Origin of the sequence: Comamonas sp. Y33R10-2, from assembly GCF_019355935.1 — a bacterium.
Classification (GTDB): domain Bacteria; phylum Pseudomonadota; class Gammaproteobacteria; order Burkholderiales; family Burkholderiaceae_C; genus Comamonas.
The window spans coordinates 1,080,498-1,099,985 of the sequence record NZ_CP079925.1; the positions used below are offsets into that span (position 1 = coordinate 1,080,498).

Here is a 19,488-nt window from a genome sequence, read left to right on the forward strand (position 1 = left end):
GATCCAGATCACGCCATGAACACCGCACCTTTACTCAACACAGCCCCTGCTGTGCAGCCCGTGGAAGAGGGTCAGCCTCAAGACGATGCTCGCGCTTTTCGCCGTTGCCTGGGGCAATTTGCCACGGGTATTGCGATTATTACTACAGAATTTGAAGGTCAGCCGGTTGGCATGGCCGTCAACTCTTTTGCTGCGGTCTCACTCGATCCTGCGCTGGTGCTGTGGTCTATTCGCAAGGAGTCCAGCAGTGCGGCGGCCTTTTTGGGTGCGCAAAAATATGCGGTGAACATTCTGGAAGAAGACCAGACTGAAGTCTCTCGCATCTTTGGTGCGGGACGCGCAGACAAGTTTGAGCAAGTGCGCTGGGCTAGCGGTGTACATGGCTGCCCCTTGATTTCTCCTGCTATTGGGCATTTTGAATGCGCGCTGGAGCATGTGGCCGATGGGGGAGACCACCATATTTTGATTGGCCGCGTGCTGCGCTTTGCGCGCTTTGATGGTCGTCCTCTGCTTTTCACGCAAGGGCAGTATGCCGTGGCGCAAAGTCATCCTTCGCTGCTGACACCAGTTGCAGAGCAAACGCCTGTGCCTAAACAAGATTCATCTGAGATGCCATTGCTGTCGCTGCTGAAATCTACGGCGCAAAAGCTCTCGGGTCAGTTCGAAGAGCATCGCGAAGCTTTGGGTATGACGCTGGCAACCAGCCGCATGTTGAATGCTTTGGGCGATGGCGTTTGTACGCTGGATGCGCTTGAGCGCGCCACGTATCTCGGGCAAACCTCCACAGAGGAAGCTTTGAACGAGATGCTGGCCCATGGTCATGTCACGCATTCAGCCACTTCGGGTGAGTACACGTTAACTGATAGCGGCCGCAGCAAAGTACAAGCATTGCGTCAACGCGCGATGGACTTCACATCGCAAAAGCTCAAAGGTTTGACGGCCCAAGAAATTGAGACCGCCAAAAAAGTGATGGATTCTTTACAGGTTAGCTAATCGCGCCCCCCCTCATTAGCCTGCAAGCTTGCGCCGTTTTAGTGGGGCAAGCTTGTTTGCTTTGAAAGATAACAGGAGACAAAAAATGCTCATTGATAAGTTGGTTGATCACGCGCTCAATACGCCTTTCGAAGCCTTCGACGAAGCCACTGTGAATGCCGCGAAGCTGCGTTTAATAGATACGCTCAGTTGCACGGTGGGCGGCTGGCAAGCAGGCGGTAATGACGCCATGCTGAACTTGATCCGCACTTGGGGTGGGGCAACGCAGGCCAGCATTTTGGCGCATGGCGATAAGGTGCCGCTTCAGCATGCAGTCATGATGAATTGCTTGATGGGTCGCTCTTTTGACTTTGAAGTTGCAGGCCCAGAGCCTGAAGGTGCCAACGCTCACAAAATGGTGGGCCATGTTTGCAGCACCACAGACCCAACGGCTTTTTCAACCGCCGAATTTATGGGTAGCAGCGGCAAAGAGCTTATTGCTGCGGTGATTTTGGGCGGCGACATCGGTGCCCGAATTGCGGTATCTGATCAGTTCAACTTCGATAAGTGCTTTGAAGTGTGCGGCACAGCCAATGCCATGGGGGCGGCTGCGTCAGTGGGGCGCTTAATGGGTGCCAGTCATGAGCAGTTGGTGAATGCTTATGGCATTTTGTTGCACATGATGGCGGGCTCTTTCCAGTCTTTGTGGGATGGCGTTGACACCTTCAAATTGCCAGGCGCTTTGGCCGGCTACAACGCGGTGTTAGCCGTTGAGTTGGCCATGAAGGGCTTCAAGGGCGTGAAAGATCCGCTCAATGCTCCGCAAGGCTACTTCAATTTGTACTGTCACAACCCGCAGCCAGACAATGCATTGATCGACTTGGGTCAGGTGTTCTATGCCAAGGGCATGCACAAAATTCACCCCTCTTGCTATGGCGTGCACAACCCCATCGAAAGCGCGCTGGAAATTGCCCGCAATCAAGCCTACGAGGTGGCCGATATCACCTCAGTCACGCTGGAAGTGCCGCCCAACCGCATCAAGCACTTTTTGAACCAGACCATGGCCATCGATGATGCGCAGCCGCGCTCGTTGTTCAGCATTCCCTATGGCGTGGCCAACGCTTTACTGCGCCGCGAAGTGCGCATTGAGCATTACACCGAAGGCTTTATTCGCGATGCGGATGTGATTGAGCTGTCGGCCAAGGTGCAGTTGGTGCCGTCTGATGAAATGGCCAAGCCCCATGCGGGCCGCCTGACGGTGCACCTGCGCAATGGCGAGCGTTTTTCTGCCTTCAGAGACACGCCGCTGGGCTGGGGCGATAACCCGATCACGCCCGCGCATGTGCGCGAAAAGTACGATCGGAACATGACGTTCTCTGGCCGGGTGAGCGCCGAGCAAGCCCAGCAAGGGCTGGCGCTGCTCGATCAGTTGGAGACGCTCAGCGATGTTCGATCTTTGGTGCCGTGCTTTATGGGCAAGCCAGCGGCTTAAAGGGTAGGCGCGATGAGAGGGGCCATCGGTGATGGGCGCCTCTCATGCGGTGTCGCCCATCCTGCGTTTTTTTGATCGGTGACCCGAAGCAGATCAGTTAAACAAGTTTGCAAACAGGTGCGCTTGCTTAAACGCTGGGAATGGCCGATGTTTGCGCCGGCGGCAGCGCAGTGGTCTCTGCCGTTTTCAGCAGCCATTGCTGAAAGCAGCTGACCTTGTGATCTTTCTCCGACTCTTTGGTCTGCACCAAACAGTAGCCTTGGCGCGGCCGGTGGGTTTGGGGAAAGACCTGCACCAAGCGACCCGATTTGAGTTCTTCTTGAAACAAAAACAGCGGCACCAGCGCAAACCCAAGGCCTGAGATGGCCGCCTCGGCAATCATCAGCAATTGGTGAAAGCGCGGGGCTTGTCCCATATCGGGCGAGCCCAAGCCAAACTCGGCAAAAAAATCAGCCCAAAAATCACGTGATGGATTGGTGTGCGCCAAAAGAGGCTGGCCTATCAAGTCCTCAGGACGAGTGACTTTTTTATAGCTCAAAAGTGCGGGTGAGCACACGACTCCAAAAGCATCCCCTACATTCAAGCGCGTTACGTTATGGCCCGCCGCGCTTTGACTTCCTAAGCGAATGCTCAAATGCACGGGGCGTTGACTCTCTAGCGCATCGGCTTCGCTGGCCAAGATATCTACGTGAATATGGGGGTATCTGCGTTGAAAATCCGGCAGACGCGGAACAAGCCAGCGAATGGCAAAGCCGGTGTTGACGATGAGTGAAAGAGTTTCTTCTTGCACTGCACGTCGCGCCGTTTGGCTTGCTTGATGAATTTTGGCCAATGCCTCGCTGACTTCTTGGTAGTAGGCGCTTCCAGCGGGTGTCAGGCGAATGAATTTGCCGTTACGCACAAACAAGGCGACGCCTAGGTCTTGCTCTAGCGTTTGGACCATGCGGCTAACGGCCGCTTGCGTGACATGCAACTCTTGCGCTGCGCCCGTAAAACTGAGCAGACGAGCCGCCACAGAAAAGTAGCGCACGGCCGTCAGCGAAGGCATGCGTTCTGAAACACGTAGCGCTTGGCTCATCGGTCAATCCAAGAAATACTGGTCTCGCCAATGTCCCGCGCTAGGGCTATGAGCTTGGGCAGGTAAGCCTGCGTAATGGCTTCGTTGTCTATCGTGTTTTTGGTGAAGACCAAGTTCAGCGAGCCCAGCAGGGTCTCATCACACTGCACAGGCACGGCGACGCTAGAAAAGCGGGCATTTTGCACATCAGCACTGACTGCATAGCCTCGGGTGCGCGTTTCGGCGATGGTTTCCAGCACTGTTTGTAGATCGGACTCGTCGACGTCGCATTCTTTTTGGCGGTAGCGCAGATCAGTAAGCACGGCGGCTAAACGCTCCTCGCTGCAGGCGGCTAAATAGGCTCGGCCCAGCGCAGTCTTTAGTACGGGCAAGCGCTCGCCCAGCAAGGCGTGGTTGTGCGCCATGGGGCTTTGCTTGCGGGTGGATGCTAAAAGCACCATCCAGCCGGCTTCAAAGGTGGCGAGGTTGCACGGCCACAGCAGCTGAGTGGCCTGCGCTTGAAGCTGGGGAATGGCCACTTGGCTGACCCATGCGCGCTCTTGGTATCCATCGCCCAGCACTCGGGCCAAGCGCGAGAGGCGGTACTGCCCATCACGCTCACCCAAGGCCACATAGCCTTCTTGGCGCAGCGTCTCTAGCAGCCGTTTGGTAGTGGTGCGGTGAATACCGCTGGCTCTGGCTAACTCACTGGTCGAGCACATGCCACCCGGCATTTGATTGAGCGAGCGCAGCAGCGAGAGTCCACGCGCCAAGCCTCGCACTTCTTTGTACTGCGGATCGGGGCATGCGGCAGTTGCTTTGGGTTGGGTGGTAGCCATGGCCTGTGTGTCGAGAAAGCGAAGAGGAGAAGTGAGCACGTGCGCTCAAGATATCGTGGAGAGTAATCAATGCGGTGATGGGGCGCTGCGTGTAGGGATGCTCTGTGGGGTGAGTGGTTTGTAGATTAGGTACAGCAGTGTTCGGGTCTGCCTAGAGGTTGTTTAAACCGGGTCCAAATGATGTCTACGTTGTGTCGTAATACTATTCATTTTGCTACTAAAAACGTAGCGTTATGTCTAGTTAAATTAATAGGTTGATATATAAACACTCGTTAAATCCATTAATTTAATTAGACATAGTGCTATGAATTTTTATAAACGCATCAGCGCATAGGGGTTGCTTGATTCGTTGTCAAAGTAGTGCATAGGTACTTTGGCCAAAAACTCAGAAAACCCAGAGTTACCCGCTGGCAGGTGCTTTTGCATGGCCTCCATTGCGCGGCGTTCATCGCCGCTGGAGATGGCTTTGACAATGGCGGCATGGTCTTCCAGCGAGCGCTGTATGTGCGCGGGAGAAGCCAAACCGCCCACGCGGTACATCTTGACTTGGCGGCGGGCTGCCTTGATTTGGTTGGCCAAAATCTGGTTGTGGCTGGCGTCGTAAATCACGTCATGAAAGGCCTCATTGGCCTTGCCGTATTCCACCGGCGAGTCAGCCCAGCGCTCGCACAAGGCGTTGGCCGCCTCCATGCGTGCAATTTGCAAGGCATCCACACGGCGGGCTGCCAGCTTGGTGCACAGTGGCTCCAGCTCGCTCACGTACTCCAACAAAGCACGCAACTCACCAATTGATTTGCGGGCAATTTGTGCGCCCGCATGGGGGGTGAGCTTGACCAGACCCATCTGGGCCAGTTGCTTGAGCGCATCACGCACAGGGGTGCGGGAGACGTCAAATTTTTCTGCCAGTGAGCGCTCTTCCAGTGCCATTCCCGGTGTCAGCACCCCACGGTCAATGTCACTGAGCAAGGCCTCTTGCACGCTGAATGTATGGCGGCCTTTGCGTGGACTGCTGATGAGGGTGGGCGCTTGCATTGTCTCGTGGGCTTGCTCTTGGGCTGTCGCGATGGCTTGTTCTTGTGCAGTCATGGGCAAAGAGAGTGTAGTTTTAATACAAGTTGGTTTATCAAAAATACCAAAATGTTTGTTCTAAAAACCAAATCATAGTTTTGACATGCAAATAACCATGCTTGGGTTTTCCCTGATGCATCTGTGCACTCTTTGCACAGTCTTTTTAATTTTTTAATCAGATAAATAATGGAGCATCTTTCAGAAGATACGTGCCAATTGGAGGTGTTGATTGGGGCAGTGAATTGCTGCTGATGTCATCAACGCCTGTTGCTACACATAAGGATGAGACACGCTATGAAAAAAATGTTGCGCCAAATCGGACTGGGTTGCTTGCTTGTGGCAAGCGCTGCTGCAGCCAATGCCAATACCTATCCGAATGGTCCCGTCAAAATCGTTGTTCCTTATCCAGCAGCTTCTGGAACGGATGCGATTGCACGTATCGTGGCGGACGAGCTTGGACGCAAAATCAAGCAGCCCGTGGTTGTGGAAAACCGTCCGGGTGCTGGCGGTCTGATTGGCACTCGCTACGTGACGACGACGGCTGCTAATGGTTTGACGCTGTTGATGCACACCACCGCATGGCCTGCACAACCTATTTTTGTGCGCAACCCTGGTGTGAGCGTGCCTGACGCGCTGGAGCCCATCTCCAAAGTCGCACAAGGCCGTTTGTTGCTGACAGCGCCTAAAAACCTACAGGCGAACACTTTTCAAGAACTCATGAGCTATGCAAAGGCTCACCCCGGCAAGCTGAACTACGGCACTACCGGCCCAGGTGATGTGCTGCTGAGCTTTGGTGTGATGCAGGACAAGTACGCAGTCAAGATGGAGCACATTCAGTACCGCGGTTCGGCCCCTTTGCTGAATGCTTTGGTGGCAGAAGAAGTGCAGATGTCTTTGCAGTCTGAGTTTCCGCCTCTGCCTTTCATCAAGGAAGGCCGCCTCAAGCCTTTGGCCATTACGGGTGACGGCCGCTCCAAGGTTTACCCAGACACCCCCACATTTACCGAGCTGGGTCTGCCCAATGTGCGCAGCAACTGGATGGGTCTGTTTGCCCCCAAAGGCACCTCTAAGGAAGTGCTGGACAAGATCAACCGTGATGTGAACGAAATCCTGCGCTCGCCTGAGACGGTCAAACGTGTGGAGAACCTGTACTTCGAGGCAAAGCCCTCTACACGTGAAGAGCTGCGCCAGCAAATTCAACAAAGCATTACCGAATGGACGGCTCTGGCCTCCCGTTTGGGCATCACGCCCCAGTAAGACCGGGCAGACCGCGACCGCCACAACCACCGCGATTGAGATACGCAGCGACAGCTCTACAGGATATTTATGTTGGATACCCAAACCATTGCGCAACTGGCCCGCGAGCTGCACGACAGCGAACAAAGTCGTGTGCAAAGTGAGCACTTTTCCAAGCGCTTTCCAGACATGACGATCGAGGATGGTTACGCCATCTCTCGTGCATGGGTGGCTCACAAAATTGCGCAAGGAGACGTGGTCAGAGGGCACAAGATTGGCCTGACATCGCGCGCCATGCAAATCAGCAGCCAAATCGATGAGCCCGATTACGGAACCTTGCTGCAAAGCATGTTTTTTGCGCAAGGCGATATTCCTGTCAATCGTTTTATTGCCCCCCGCGTAGAGGTAGAGCTGGCATTTATCTTGGCCAAGCCGCTGCAAGGCCCGAACGTGACGATTTTTGATGTGCTCAAAGCCACCGACTACGTGGTGCCGGCTATCGAAATCATCGACTCGCGCATTGAGCAGTTCGATCGCGTCACCAAAGCGCCGCGCCGTGTGTTTGACACTATTTCGGACAACGCGGCCAACGCCGGCATCGTGCTGGGCGGCAACCCCGTGCGCCCGGATGCGGTGGACCTGCGCTGGGTGAGCGCTTTGCTGCACAAAAACGGCGTGATCGAAGAGTCGGGCGTGGCCGCTGCTGTGCTCAACCATCCCGCAACTGGTGTGGCGTGGTTGGCCAATAAGTTGGCGCCTTGGGGTGAATCGCTGCAAGCCGGCGAGGTGGTTTTGGCTGGTTCCTTCACGCGCCCTGTGTCCGCTGTGGCGGGCGATAACTTTCATGTGGACTACGGCCCCTTGGGCTCCGTAGCCTTTCGCTTTATCTAACTGATCTTCGCTTCGGTTTTCAAGGATTTTTATGGCATTGCTACCCAAAGGTCACTTCCGTCACATTGGCATTTTTGCTTTTGAGCCGTCTACGCTGATTCAGTTTTACTCGCGCTGGTTTGGCTTGGTGGTGTCTGATCACGGTATTGGCTCCACAGGTCACGAAGTGGCTTTCATGACTGCCGACCCCGAAGAGCACCATCAACTGGCGATTGCCAACGGTCGCAAGCCCGAATGGCCCGGCATGAACCAAATCTCTTTCGTGTACGAAGATCTGGAAACGCTCAAAGGCTTGGCTGAAGACTTCCACAAGGAAGGCGTCAAGATCTTGCAGCAAAAAGACCATGGCAACACTTGGAGCATCTATGTGGAAGACCCAGAAGGTAATCGCATTGAGTGCTACACACCCACGCCTTGGTATGTGAGTCAGCCCATCTGGTGGCCGCTGGATTTGGTCAATGAAGATGTGCAGACCATCCGCGCACGCACCGAGCAATCGGCCAAAGTCAGCAAGGGCTTCAAGATGCGCAGCGAGTGGCAAGCCGAGATTCAGGCGCGCATTGATGCGCAGCGTCAACTGCCTTAACTCATAGGCCCTTCAGCCCCTTTGCTCATTGCCTTTGTTTCTATCTTTATTCAGTTCGATTGCCATGCGTCTCACCCCTGAAAATACCAGCCGTTTTGTACAAGCAGGCCCTGTCAAGATTCACTATCACGAAGCCGGTGAAGGTCCTGTTTTGCTGTGCATTCACGGGGGAGCGCCGGGCGCTTTTGGATGGAGCAACTTTGGACGCAATTTAGAAGCGCTGTCGCAAAACTTTCGGACCTTGATTGTTGACCTGCCCGGTTACGGCAAGTCCGACAAGCCCGTCATTGAAGGCCCGCGCACAGGTGCATATGCGCAATGCTTCAAAGATATGCTGCAAGCATTGGGAGTTGAGAAGGCCCATATTTTGGGCATGGCCACGGGCGGCTCTGTGGCGATCAAGATGGCCTTGGAGTATCCGGGTGTGGTGGACAAGCTGGTGCTGATCAACTGCCCCGGTGGCTTGTCTTTATTCCAGCAAAAAGCGGTACCCGCCACGCACAGCTATTACCAAGGTGAAGGCCCCAGCATGGAGCGCATGCGAGCCAGCATGGAGCGCTTGGTGTTTGATAAGCGCTGCATTACGGACGACATGGTTCGCGAGCGCTATGAGGCCAGCATTGCCCCCGAATTCATGAATCAGGCACCAGAAGGTAAGGGCGGTAAGCCCGGCGAAACCTTAGAGGTTCTGTGGCCTGAGCTGCATCGTATTGAAGCGCAAACTTTGATTATCTGGGGGCGAGATAATCCCACTTTGAATTTTGATAACGCTATTTTTATGCTCAACCGCATTAAAAACTCTCGAGTTCATATTCATTCTCAATGTGGTCTTTTGGTGCCGATTGAAAAGCCTGAGGAATTTAATAATGAGGTTTATGGGTTTCTTCAGCTGAAATAAAAAATAAATTTTAAAAAATGAGTGCATTTATTTGCATTGGATAAACTCGCCCTCATTTTTTTATTGGAGATTCTGGATGGTTTGTGTTTCCAGTGAATTTTCACTGAAAAAATAGAAATAACCACCTGAATAAAAAGCATCGTTATTCATAACGAAATCATTAAGATAATAATTGCAGGAGACAAAAAATGAAGAATATAACAATCGTCGGTGTAATGGCTGCTGCGGCATGCGTGGGTGCATCCGCACAAACGAGCTCAGTGCAAATGTACGGTGTGGCAGACATGGGCTTTGCCCACATCAGCAACAAAGGCGGCAGCAGCTCGAACGCTGTGACCAGTGGCCGTTTGCAGTCCTCGCGCATTGGTTTTCGCGGCAATGAAGACCTCGGTGGTGGCCTGAGTGCAGTGTTCACACTGGAGAGCGGTATTGAAATGGATACCGGTACCTCCACATCGTCCTCGGTGTTCTTCAATCGTCAAGCATGGGTGGGTCTGAAGTCTGCACAGCTTGGCACGGTGACTTTGGGTCGCCAATATTCCCCTATTTACGATTATCTGGTGCTGTCCAGTGGCGCGCCTACTTTTGGTTTGGTCGGTGGCGCCGTTGATGGTATTGCGATTCCTGGTTCATCGGTCGGTCGTTTTGATAACACCATTGGCGGCAGCCGTACCGATAACTCCATCAAATACACCAGCCCGAGCCTAAGCGGTTTTACGGCGACAGCGATGATGGGCTTGGGTGAAGTTGCGGGCGATAGCTCAGCAGGCCGTACTTTGTCGGCAGGCGTGGGCTATCTCAATGGTCCATTGACTGCTGCCGTGACCTATCTCACACGTGACTGCAAGAGCGGCGGTGGCTGCGCTGGTGCTGAGGCAAAAGACAAAGTCCTTGCTTTCTCAGGCCGCTATGACTTTGGCTTTGTGAACTTGGGTGCGATTTATACGCAGCAACGCAATGCCAAAAATGCCAAAGATGTGGATGGCGATGTGATGTCCGTGCGCGCAGTGTTCCCTGTGAATGCATGGCGTCTGTCGGCAGGCTATCAAGTTCTAAACGACAAATCTGCGCGTAATCAGGATGTCAAGCAGTTCAACTTGGGCGCGACTTATGACCTGAGCAAGCGCAGCACTCTGTACGCCTTCTACACCAATCAAAAGGTGAGCAATGGCGGTATTGCGTCTATGGGATTGGTGAACTCCAGCAACTCCCGTCAAAACCAGTGGAGCGTTGGCATGCGCCACGCTTTCTAAGCAAGAGGCTAATAGGTATGACCCAGAAATTGACAGCGCACTTCAAACACGTGGGTATCTACGTGATTGAACTGGAAAAAATGGCGAACTTCTACCAAGATTTTTTTGGTATGACGAAAACCGATGGTGGCCAAGGTAGCGTAGGCAAAGGTGCTTTCTTAAGTGCCGACCCTACAGAGCACCATCAAGTGGTGTTGGTTGTTGGGCGCGAGCCTGGCAGCAAACCCACCGTCAACCAGCTGTCATTTTTGGTGCCCGATCTCACGACTCTCAAAGGCTTTCATGCCAAAGCGCTGAAAGAGGAAGTGCCCATTAATATGGTTAAAAGCCATGGCAATGCACTCAGTCTTTATGTGCAGGACCCCGAGGGTAATCAGTGCGAGATTTACTGCCATACGCCATGGTATGTGAGCCAGCCTGTCGGTAAACCATTGGATCTGACTTTATCTGAGGCAGAGATTTTGGAGAAAGTCGAGGCTGAGTGTCGCGATAATCCAAGCTTTATGCCGCGTCAGCAATGGGTTGAAAATATGCAAAAGCAAATGTAATTTTGCTCAGGTTTTTCAATGGGTAAGCTAAATAAGACTTGGTATAAAAAAATCTAAGCCAAGTCTTTAGGAGACAAACATGCAACGCCGTCATTTCTTGAAGACTAGTATTTCTGCATCGCTGGCGACCGCTGTCGTGGGTGTGCAGGCTCAGGATAATTCTCCGATCAAACTTCTGGTGGGGTTTGCGCCGGGAGGGGTGACTGACCTGTTTGCCCGTTTGTGTGCGGAAAGCATTCAAACCGAATTGGGTAGAACGGTCATTGTGGAAAATAGGCCGGGTGCGCATGGCCGCATGGCAACGCAGGCAGTCAAAGCCAGTGCAGCCAATAGCCATACGTTCCTCATTTCACCCAATGCAGGACTAGTGTTTTTAGAGTTGCTCTTTTCAAAAGCGGCGCTGGGTTATGACATGCTCAACGACCTCACTCCCGTGGCGGCGTTGTCTACTTACCCCTTAGGTATGGTGGTGAACAGCAGCACAGGCGTTACCAACGCCAAAGAATATGTGCAGTGGGTTAAAGCCAATCCAAGCAAAGGCATTTTTGGCACTTCAGGGGCAGGCAGTCACACCCATTTTGCGGGTATGCGCTTGGCTGAGGCAGCTGGCATCAACCTTGAAGTGGTTCCTTACAAAGGCAATAGCGCGGTGAATATTGATTTGCTGGGCGGGCAAATTCCTGCGGCCAGCATGGCTGCCAGCGACTTTTTGCACCATAAAGACAATCCGAAGGTGAAGATCATCGGAGTGTTTGGCCAAAAACGCTCATCGTTGGCACCGGATGTCCCCACCTTTGTAGAGCAAGGCTTTGATGCGGTGGCCGGTGATGCTTGGATGGGCATGTGGACTTCGAAGAAGACACCTGCTGATGAAGTTCAGCTTATGTCCGCAGTGATTGAGAAAATTCTGAAAAAGCCTGAATTTATCAGCGCGCTCAAGACCAAAATGACGATGGCACCCATGTACCGTAACTCCAAAGAGACGGATCAGCTGCAGCGCTCTGAGCTTGCCATGTGGCGGCCCATCATTGCCAAGACAGGCTTTAAGCCGGAATAGTTTGAATTGAAAAAGGCCTGTTAAAAATATTTAACAGGCCTTTGCTGCGCTGAAGCCTTAGATGTCCAAGGACAGTGCAGGAGCGAGTTTTTTGTTGGACTTTCGTTGGATAGCGGGTTAAGTATGAGCCAAACACCATCAATCTGGATGAACCTCAATCAGGTGCCACATCAACTGCAGTGGGTAGACCTCAATGGCGTCAAGACACGCTACTTGGTCGCAGGCCCAAAAGGTGCTCCAACCTTGCTGCTTTTGCATGGTACGGCTGGGAGTTTGGAGAATTTTTGCCAAAACTACGCCCAATATGCTCAGAATTTTCGAGTCATTGGGTTGGATCTTTTGGGCTGCGGCTATACCGATAAGCCTGAACATGACTATTTAATTCCCGACTATGCCGCGCACATCGTCGCGTTTATGGATGCCTTGGGAATTGCGAGTGCATCCATGGTCGGTGTCTCGCTGGGTTCGTGGATTGGCGCAGCGGTTGCGCAAGCTCACCCTGAGCGTGTGCAAAGTCTGGTCATGGTCGCACCTGCAGGCATCGTAACGGACGAGGAAGAAGAGCGCCGTTTTGCCGAAGGCGTGCGCAAGCGCCGCTCTGCAGCTGCCGGCGCTCCATCTTGGGAGTCAGTGTCTGCCGCCATGAAGGGGCTGGTTTTGAACCCTGAAACGCTGGCCGATGAACTGGTCGCGGTACGTCTGGCGATCTATCAGCAGCCGTCGATGAAAGACGCGATGCCGCGCCTGCTGGCTTTTAGCTTGGGCGGGCAAGCCTTGTCACTGCAGCAGTGGCAGTCCTTGCAGTTGCCGATTCAGGTGATTGCTGCGGTGGATGCACCCAATATGTTCTTGGGCAATGCTTACGCCATTGCCGAGGCTGCACCGAATGCAGAGCTGGTTGAGCTCAAGGGCTGCGACCACTGGGCGCAGTATGAGCAGCCAGAGGCATTCCATCAGGCCACTGAGCCATTTTTGCTCAAGCACACAAGCTAATTGCTATGTCGACTCTTGCATCAGGCGTGCCTGTGAACGCATTTAAACAGGCTATCTCTCAACGCGTCTCTGAACGTGACTTTCAGCCTGATTCTCAGATCGGTCTGTGGCTGGCAACAGGCGATGCCTATGTTGCCGAGATGGTGGCCGGTACAGGTTTTGATTGGCTGCTGATCGATGGCGAGCATGCCCCCAACGACTTGCGCGGTACTTTGGCGCAGTTGCAAGCGATTGCCAGTGCCAGCAGCACTTTGCCTGCGAATGTGACTGCGCCTCACCCGGTTGTGCGCCTGCCCACGGCAGACCCTGTGCTGGTCAAACAATACTTGGAGCTGGGTGTGCAGACCTTGCTGCTGCCAATGATTGATACCCCAGAGCAGGCCGAGTCGATGGCCAAAGCCATGCGCTACCCGCCGATGGGCAGCCGCGGTATTGGTTGTGGTTTGGCTCGCTCATCGCGCTGGAACCGTTTTTCTAATTACCTGCAAGAGGCAAATGAGCAGGTTTGCTTGTTGGTGCAGGTTGAAACGGTAGAAGCGCTGGGCAATATCGATGCGATTGCGGCTACGCCCGGCGTTGATGGCGTGTTTATTGGCCCGGCAGACTTGTCTGCATCGATGGGGTACTTGGGACAACCGGCTCACCCTGAAGTGGTTGCCGCGATTCAAAAAGCTGTGCAGCGCATTGCTGCAGCAGGCAAGCCGTCCGGTATTTTGGCCACGAATGAGGCTCAAGCCCATCAGTGGCTCAAGGCCGGTGTGAGCTTTGCCGCTGTGGGCGTGGACATCAGCCTTTTGTCGATGGCCGCGCAAGGACTGGCTTCAAGGTTCAAGCAGACCTCGGCCCCCGTAGTTAGTCGTAGCGGCTATTGATTCAGTCGCGCATCAGCATCAGATAAATATCAGGTCCGCACTAGGTCAGTATCACAAGCAGCGCTTTGATCCGAGGCTTTGAGGCTTGGCGGGCGCTAGCAATTGCGTGTCGATATGACCTTGAAGCCTCGTATTGAGAAGGCATGCCGCTATTGAAGAAGTAGTGCTTGTCGTCAATGCAAGGCGGAAGTCACCTCCAGATTTGTAAGCATTGGGTATATATGAGCAGCCAAAAACACGATCTCTTCATCGCAGGCCAATGGGTCAGCGGTGCCAGCTATCAGCCCAACATCAACCCCAGCAATCACGATGATGTCGTGGGCTATTACGCCCAGGCAGATCTTCCCTTGGTGGAGACCGCAGTGGCTTCCGCACATCAATCGTTTGACGCTTGGTCGGTCAGCGGCATTCAGCAGCGCAGTGATGCATTAGCGTTTATTGGCACAGAGCTGATTGCACGTCAGTTTGAATTGGGAACCTTGCTGGCCCGCGAGGAGGGTAAAACCCGCAAAGAAGCCATTGCTGAGGTGGTTCGTGCGGGGCAAATATTTCAGTTCTTCGCGGGTGAATGCCTTCGTATGACGGGCGATATTTTGCCCTCCGTGCGCCCCGGCGTATCGGTGGAAATCTCGCGAGAAGCCGTGGGTGTAGTCGGGGTCATCACCCCTTGGAACTTCCCCATCGCCATTCCTGCATGGAAGATTGCACCGGCATTGGCTTACGGCAATTGCGTCGTGTTCAAGCCTGCAGATGTGGTGCCGGGCAGCGCTTGGGCGCTGGCAGAAATCATCTCGCGCAGCGCCATTCCGGCCGGTGTTTTTAACTTGGTCATGGGCTCTGGTCGCGTGGTGGGTGAGTGCATGGTCAATCACCCCCATATCTCGGCGATGACGTTTACTGGTTCCACCGGTACTGGTATGCAGATTGCGCAAAAGAGCGCAGCGCAGCTTAAGAAAGTGCAGCTGGAGATGGGGGGCAAGAACCCTCAAATCGTGCTGGACGATGCAGACCTGCAGCAAGCCGTTGAGCTGAGTGTGAACAGCGCATTCTTCTCCACAGGCCAGCGCTGCACAGCTACCAGCCGTTTCATCGTGACCGAAGGTATTTATGACCGTTACGTCGCAGCCATGAAAGCGCGTATGGCTCAGTTGCGCGTTGGCGATGCATTGGCTGACGATACGGATATCGGCCCTGTTGCAAGCCCTTCGCAGCTGGCGCAAGACCTCTCTTATGTGCAGATTGGCAAGGACGAGGGCGCCACGTTGGCCATGGGCGGCACCTTGCTAGAGCGCAGCACACCCGGTAATTACTTGGCGCCTGCGCTGTTTACCGAGGCGCACAACCAGATGCGTATCAATCGCGAAGAAATCTTTGGCCCCGTGGCAACCGTCATTCGTGTCAAAGACTATGAAGAGGCGCTGCATGTGGCCAACGATACGCCGTTTGGCCTGTCCGCAGGCATTGCAACGACGAGCTTGAAATACGCCAGCCACTTCAAGCGCCACTCCCAAGCAGGCATGGTGATGGTCAATGTTGCAACAGCAGGGGTTGACTACCACGTGCCTTTTGGTGGCCGCAAAGCCTCGAGCTATGGACCTAGGGAACAAGGGCAGTATGCGAAGGAGTTTTATACCGTGGTGAAGACGGCTTACACACTTGCGTAAATAAGCTATTTCGCTCGTGATCTTGCCCTGTTTGATGGAGTGCTTAGCCTCCGGAACTCGGGGCATTTTTACGCGGCCACTGTCAAGATCGGCAGCAGCTAAAGCCCAGGTAAGCGTCTTGCGGGGATTGGCCGTGCGTCAATAAAAAAAAGTGCAGGCAAATAAATGACTGCACTTTTACAAACTAGCCTCAACCTATGCCGGTGCAATTCGCGACTTGGCGACACCGGCGTCGTTAAAACTACGCAGCTTTTTGATCCGCTTCCAAGTGGTAGCGCGTCACGCGTTCCACTTCGTTCTTGGAGCCGAGCACGACGCTGACGCGTTCGTGGAGTTGGGTGGGTTGAATGTCCAAAATGCGCTCACGACCGTTGGTGGCCATGCCGCCGGCTTGTTCAACCAACCAGCTCATGGGATTGGCTTCATACATCAGGCGCAGCTTGCCGGGCTTTTGTGGCTCGCGCTTATCCCAGGGGTAGAGGAAGACGCCGCCGCGGCACAGGATACGGTGCACGTCGGCGACCATAGCCGCGACCCAGCGCATGTTGAAGTCCTTCTCGCGAGGGCCTTCCTTGCCGGCTAGCACTTCGTCCACATAGCGCTTCACGGGCTCATCCCAGTGGCGCATGTTGGACATGTTGATGGCGAATTCCTTGGTGTCTTCAGGAATCTTGACGTTCTCTTCGATCAGCAAGAAAGAGCCTTGCTCGCGGTCCAAAGTGAACATGGCAACGCCGTCACCCACAGTCAGCACCAACGTGGTCTGGGGGCCATAGATGCAGTAACCGGCAGCAACTTGCTGAGTGCCTGCTTGGAAGAAGTCGCTTTCGTGTACGCCGGGGTGACCTTCGGGCTTTTTGAGCACGCTGAAGATGGTGCCAATCGACATGTTGATGTCGATGTTGGACGAGCCGTCCAGTGGGTCAAACATCAGCAGGTATTCGCCTTGTGGGTAACGGTTGGGCACCACGTAGATGCCTTCCATTTCTTCCGAGGCCATGGCTGCCAAGTGGCCGCCCCATTCGTTGGCTTCGATCAACGTTTCGTTGGCGATGATGTCCAGCTTTTTTTGCACTTCGCCTTGCACGTTTTCGCTGCCGGCGGTGCCCATCACGTCACCAAGCTCACCCTTGTTCACGGCAAAGCTGATGCGCTTGCAGGCGCGGGCTACGACTTCTAGCAGCAGGCGCAGTTGGCCGGGGATGAGGCCATCCATGCGTTGCTGCTCGACCAGATAGCGCGTCAGGCTGATGTTCTTTTTCATGGTTCAACTCCTAAAAATACGAGCAAATGCTGGGGTGGTTATGCATCTGCTGATGATCGATATTTCAGTCCGCCAGCGCGCGGGTAATCACCTCGCGCACGTCGTTGGACAGGTCGGCTTTGGCGGCTACGCGTTCAATGGCAGCGTGGGCTGCGTCGCGATAGGGTTGTGCCAGTTTTTTCCAGCGGTCCATCACGCGGCTGAGGCGAGCGGCCACTTGGGGGTTGATGGCGTCAATCTCGATCACGCGATCGGCCCAGAAGGCATAACCGGCAGCGTCGGCGCGGTGGAAGGCGCCAGCGTTGTTGCAGTAGCTGAAGATCAGGCTGCGTGCGCGGTTGGGGTTCTTGATCTGGAAGTCGGGGTGCTTCATCAGCGCCTGAACGGCGGGCAGTACATCGCCGCCGCGGTCGCTGGCCGCGCCTTGCAAAGAGAACCACTTGTCCAGCACCAGTGCATCGTTTTTGAACAGGGTGTGAAAGCGCTGCAGGGCTTGCTCAGCCAAGGGGCTGGCGCTGTAGACCAAGGCTGCCAAAGCGGCCATGCGGTCGGTCATATTGCCGGCATCTTTGCAGCGCTGGTAGGCCTTGCCGGGCCAGACGATGTCGCCTGTCTGGGCGGCATTCAGGCACAGCATGGACAGAGCACGACCGGCCAGAGCGCGGCGGCCTGCGCTGACATGGTCAGGCGTGTAGGCACCGGTGTCGCGGTTGGCTTCCCAAGCGGCTTCCCATTCGGGCTGCAGCGTGGTGGCCAGTTGCAAGATCATGGCTTCACGCACGGCATGTACGCGCTGCGGATCGACCTCGGCCAGTTGCTCGGCGATGTAGCTCTCAGATGGCAGTGTGAGCACCAAGTCCTTGAACGCGGCGTCCAGCTTGTCGTCTTGCAGTACGCGGCGCAGGGCTTGCACAAAGTCTGCAGGCAAAATTTCAATGCCAAATTGCCCGCTAGTGCTTGATGTATCTGCAGTAGCAGCTATCGATTTAAGAGCGTAGCGCATGCCCAGACGCTGGCTCGCTTCCCACTGGTTAAATGGGTCGCTGTCGTGTGCAAGCAGGGTTAGAAGCTCTGCATCGCTGAATTCGCAATCCAGCACCACGGGGGCGCTGAAGCTGCGCAGCAGCGATGGCACGGGCGCTTCTGGCACATTGCTGAAGACAAAGCTTTGCTCGGCCTCGGTCAGCACCAGCGTGCGGCTAGTGCCTTGAGCTTTTTCTTCACCTTGCAGTTGCAGAGCAATCTCTGCACCGGCTGCGGTGAGCAGTCCCATTTGCACGGGAATGACAAAAGGCAGCTTTTCGCTTTGACCTGCAGTAGCGGCGCAGCTTTGCGACAGCGTCAGTGTGTAAGTTTGAGCAGCGGCATCGTACTGGCCCACGGCCTTGAGCACGGGCGTGCCGGCCTGGCTATACCAGCGGCGGAACTGCTGCAGGTTTTGAGCCAATGCCGATTCGGGGTTGGCGTCTGCAATGGCTTGCGAGAAGTCGTCGCAGGTCACAGCTTGGCCATCGTGGCGCTCAAAGTACAGCTTCATGCCTTTGGCAAAACCTTCGCGGCCTACTAGGTTGTGCTGCATGCGCACAACTTCGGCACCCTTTTCGTAGATCGTGACTGTGTAGAAGTTGTTGATCTCGATGTAGCTGTCCGGGCGCACGGGGTGAGCCATGGGGCCGGCATCTTCGGGGAACTGCACGGTGCGCAGCACGCGCACATCGTCAATGCGCTTGACGGCGCGCGCCGATGCAGCGCCCGCCATGTCCATGCTGAATTCCTGATCGCGAAAGACCGTGAGGCCCTCTTTCAGGGAAAGCTGGAACCAGTCGCGGCAGGTGACGCGGTCACCGGTCCAGTTGTGGAAGTATTCATGGCCAACGACGGACTCGATATTGGCGTAGTCCGTATCGGTGGCCGTGGCTTGGCTGGCCAGAACGTACTTCGTGTTGAAGATGTTCAGACCCTTGTTTTCCATAGCGCCCATGTTGAAGTCGCTGGTGGCGACGATCATGAAACGGTCTAGATCCAAGCTCAGGCCAAAGCGCGCTTCATCCCATGCCACAGAGTGCATGAGGGCGTTCATGGCGTGCTCGGTCTTTTCCAAGTCGCCGGGGCGCACAAAGACCTGCAGCAGGTGCTCGTTGCCGGCACGGCTCTTGATCTTTTGCTCGCGGGCGACGAGGTTGCCCGCGACCAGTGCAAACAGGTAGCTAGGCTTTTTGTGCGGATCGACCCACTTGGCAAAGTGGCGGCCATCTTCCAGATCACCGGACTCCACCAGATTGCCGTTAGACAGCAGCACCGGGTACTGGGCCTTGCTGGCGCGCAGCGTGACCGTGTACATGGCCATCACATCAGGGCGGTCCAGGAAATAGGTGATACGGCGAAAACCCTCTGCTTCGCACTGCGTGAAGAACGTGTCCTCGCTCACATACAAGCCCATGAGCTTGGTGTTTTTGGCGGGCGCGCAGGTGGTGAATATCTCCAGCTCCACAGGCTCATTGCCTTCGGGCAGGTTCTCCAGCACCAGCTGATCGCCATCCATCTTGAACGAGGTTCCACCGCCGTTGACCATGACGCGGGCCAGATTGAGCTCGTCACCATCGAGGCGCAGAGCCTGAGCTGGCACATCGGGGTTGCGGCGCACGCGCATCTTACTGAGCACGCGCGTCTTGGCCGGATCCAGATCAAAAGTCAGATCGACCGTGTCAATCCACCAAGCGGGTGCTTCGTAGTCGGCGCGGTAAATCGTGGTGGCAGGGGCTTGCCCGTCACGCAGTTGCAGCATATCGATTCCTTTC

The 19,488-nt window shown here is 54.8% G+C and carries 17 protein-coding genes; 12 read left to right on the forward strand and 5 right to left on the reverse strand.

Features of this window, described 5'->3' with window-relative positions:
* Positions 1-15: 15 nt before the first annotated feature.
* The gene (locus KUF54_RS04885) at positions 16-993 is read left to right on the forward strand and encodes a flavin reductase family protein (protein ID WP_219345544.1); all 978 of its coding nucleotides are present in this window, start codon (positions 16-18) and stop codon (positions 991-993) included.
* 85 nt (positions 994-1,078) lie between these two features.
* On the forward strand, positions 1,079-2,464 hold the full coding sequence (locus KUF54_RS04890) for an MmgE/PrpD family protein (RefSeq protein ID WP_219345545.1): 1,386 nt from the start codon (positions 1,079-1,081) through the stop codon (positions 2,462-2,464).
* A gap of 127 nt (positions 2,465-2,591) precedes the next feature.
* Here KUF54_RS04890 and KUF54_RS04895 read toward each other — a convergent pair whose 3' ends face one another.
* The 3 genes from KUF54_RS04895 to KUF54_RS04905 form a co-directional block, all read right to left on the reverse strand.
* A complete protein-coding gene (locus KUF54_RS04895) occupies positions 2,592-3,542 on the reverse strand; it encodes a LysR substrate-binding domain-containing protein (protein ID WP_219345546.1) in 951 nt (316 codons plus the stop codon).
* Positions 3,539-4,360 (reverse strand): IclR family transcriptional regulator C-terminal domain-containing protein, encoded by an 822-nt coding sequence (locus tag KUF54_RS04900; RefSeq protein WP_219345547.1) that lies wholly within the window; start codon positions 4,358-4,360, stop codon positions 3,539-3,541. The genes KUF54_RS04895 and KUF54_RS04900 overlap by 4 nt, the downstream gene beginning before the upstream one ends.
* A 312-nt stretch (positions 4,361-4,672) precedes the next feature.
* A complete protein-coding gene (locus tag KUF54_RS04905) occupies positions 4,673-5,446 on the reverse strand; it encodes a GntR family transcriptional regulator (RefSeq protein WP_255576304.1) in 774 nt (257 codons plus the stop codon).
* A gap of 276 nt (positions 5,447-5,722) precedes the next feature.
* On the opposite strand from KUF54_RS04905, the gene KUF54_RS04910 reads away from it, so the two are divergent.
* The 10 genes from KUF54_RS04910 (at position 5,723) to KUF54_RS04955 (ending at position 15,426) form a co-directional block, all read left to right on the forward strand.
* Complete coding sequence (locus KUF54_RS04910) at positions 5,723-6,685, forward strand: tripartite tricarboxylate transporter substrate binding protein (RefSeq protein ID WP_219345548.1); 963 nt, start codon at positions 5,723-5,725, stop codon at positions 6,683-6,685.
* 69 nt (positions 6,686-6,754) lie between these two features.
* Positions 6,755-7,555, forward strand: a complete 801-nt coding sequence (gene hpaH, locus KUF54_RS04915; protein ID WP_219345549.1) for a 2-oxo-hept-4-ene-1,7-dioate hydratase — start codon at positions 6,755-6,757, stop codon at positions 7,553-7,555.
* Between the two features lie 31 nt (positions 7,556-7,586).
* Complete coding sequence (locus KUF54_RS04920; protein WP_219345550.1) at positions 7,587-8,141, forward strand: VOC family protein; 555 nt, start codon at positions 7,587-7,589, stop codon at positions 8,139-8,141.
* A 64-nt stretch (positions 8,142-8,205) separates the two neighbouring features.
* Positions 8,206-9,039, forward strand: coding sequence for an alpha/beta fold hydrolase (locus tag KUF54_RS04925; protein ID WP_219345551.1), 834 nt, complete (start codon positions 8,206-8,208; stop codon positions 9,037-9,039).
* 188 nt (positions 9,040-9,227) lie between these two features.
* Positions 9,228-10,292, forward strand: a complete 1,065-nt coding sequence (locus KUF54_RS04930; RefSeq protein ID WP_219345552.1) for a porin — start codon at positions 9,228-9,230, stop codon at positions 10,290-10,292.
* A gap of 17 nt (positions 10,293-10,309) precedes the next feature.
* Positions 10,310-10,840 (forward strand): VOC family protein, encoded by a 531-nt coding sequence (locus KUF54_RS04935; protein ID WP_219345553.1) that lies wholly within the window; start codon positions 10,310-10,312, stop codon positions 10,838-10,840.
* A gap of 79 nt (positions 10,841-10,919) precedes the next feature.
* The gene (locus KUF54_RS04940) at positions 10,920-11,897 is read left to right on the forward strand and encodes a tripartite tricarboxylate transporter substrate binding protein (RefSeq protein ID WP_219345554.1); all 978 of its coding nucleotides are present in this window, start codon (positions 10,920-10,922) and stop codon (positions 11,895-11,897) included.
* A gap of 123 nt (positions 11,898-12,020) precedes the next feature.
* The gene (locus tag KUF54_RS04945) at positions 12,021-12,890 is read left to right on the forward strand and encodes an alpha/beta fold hydrolase (protein WP_219345555.1); all 870 of its coding nucleotides are present in this window, start codon (positions 12,021-12,023) and stop codon (positions 12,888-12,890) included.
* A 5-nt stretch (positions 12,891-12,895) separates the two neighbouring features.
* Positions 12,896-13,762 carry an aldolase/citrate lyase family protein gene (locus KUF54_RS04950; RefSeq protein WP_219345556.1) on the forward strand — a complete coding sequence of 289 codons (867 nt, stop codon included), beginning with the start codon at positions 12,896-12,898 and terminating at the stop codon, positions 13,760-13,762.
* Between the two features lie 221 nt (positions 13,763-13,983).
* Positions 13,984-15,426 (forward strand): aldehyde dehydrogenase family protein, encoded by a 1,443-nt coding sequence (locus KUF54_RS04955; RefSeq protein ID WP_219345557.1) that lies wholly within the window; start codon positions 13,984-13,986, stop codon positions 15,424-15,426.
* A 241-nt stretch (positions 15,427-15,667) separates the two neighbouring features.
* On the opposite strand, the gene KUF54_RS04960 is transcribed toward KUF54_RS04955, so the two are convergent.
* Positions 15,668-16,690 carry a class 1 fructose-bisphosphatase gene (locus KUF54_RS04960; RefSeq protein ID WP_219345558.1) on the reverse strand — a complete coding sequence of 341 codons (1,023 nt, stop codon included), beginning with the start codon at positions 16,688-16,690 and terminating at the stop codon, positions 15,668-15,670.
* Between the two features lie 64 nt (positions 16,691-16,754).
* A complete protein-coding gene (gene pepN, locus KUF54_RS04965) occupies positions 16,755-19,475 on the reverse strand; it encodes an aminopeptidase N (protein ID WP_219345559.1) in 2,721 nt (906 codons plus the stop codon).
* Positions 19,476-19,488 lie beyond the last annotated feature (13 nt).

Coding starts and splice junctions, on each gene's coding strand:
- pepN (WP_219345559.1), bottom strand. CDS start 19,475: ATGCTGCAACTGCGTGACGGGCAAGCCCCTGCCACCACGATTTACCGC.
- KUF54_RS04910 (WP_219345548.1), top strand. CDS start 5,723: ATGAAAAAAATGTTGCGCCAAATCGGACTGGGTTGCTTGCTTGTGGCA.
- KUF54_RS04930 (WP_219345552.1), top strand. CDS start 9,228: ATGAAGAATATAACAATCGTCGGTGTAATGGCTGCTGCGGCATGCGTG.
- KUF54_RS04920 (WP_219345550.1), top strand. CDS start 7,587: ATGGCATTGCTACCCAAAGGTCACTTCCGTCACATTGGCATTTTTGCT.
- KUF54_RS04895 (WP_219345546.1), bottom strand. CDS start 3,542: ATGAGCCAAGCGCTACGTGTTTCAGAACGCATGCCTTCGCTGACGGCC.
- KUF54_RS04955 (WP_219345557.1), top strand. CDS start 13,984: ATGAGCAGCCAAAAACACGATCTCTTCATCGCAGGCCAATGGGTCAGC.
- KUF54_RS04940 (WP_219345554.1), top strand. CDS start 10,920: ATGCAACGCCGTCATTTCTTGAAGACTAGTATTTCTGCATCGCTGGCG.
- KUF54_RS04945 (WP_219345555.1), top strand. CDS start 12,021: ATGAGCCAAACACCATCAATCTGGATGAACCTCAATCAGGTGCCACAT.
- KUF54_RS04935 (WP_219345553.1), top strand. CDS start 10,310: ATGACCCAGAAATTGACAGCGCACTTCAAACACGTGGGTATCTACGTG.
- KUF54_RS04905 (WP_255576304.1), bottom strand. CDS start 5,446: ATGACTGCACAAGAACAAGCCATCGCGACAGCCCAAGAGCAAGCCCAC.
- KUF54_RS04890 (WP_219345545.1), top strand. CDS start 1,079: ATGCTCATTGATAAGTTGGTTGATCACGCGCTCAATACGCCTTTCGAA.
- KUF54_RS04950 (WP_219345556.1), top strand. CDS start 12,896: ATGTCGACTCTTGCATCAGGCGTGCCTGTGAACGCATTTAAACAGGCT.
- hpaH (WP_219345549.1), top strand. CDS start 6,755: ATGTTGGATACCCAAACCATTGCGCAACTGGCCCGCGAGCTGCACGAC.
- KUF54_RS04960 (WP_219345558.1), bottom strand. CDS start 16,690: ATGAAAAAGAACATCAGCCTGACGCGCTATCTGGTCGAGCAGCAACGC.
- KUF54_RS04900 (WP_219345547.1), bottom strand. CDS start 4,360: ATGGCTACCACCCAACCCAAAGCAACTGCCGCATGCCCCGATCCGCAG.
- KUF54_RS04885 (WP_219345544.1), top strand. CDS start 16: ATGAACACCGCACCTTTACTCAACACAGCCCCTGCTGTGCAGCCCGTG.
- KUF54_RS04925 (WP_219345551.1), top strand. CDS start 8,206: ATGCGTCTCACCCCTGAAAATACCAGCCGTTTTGTACAAGCAGGCCCT.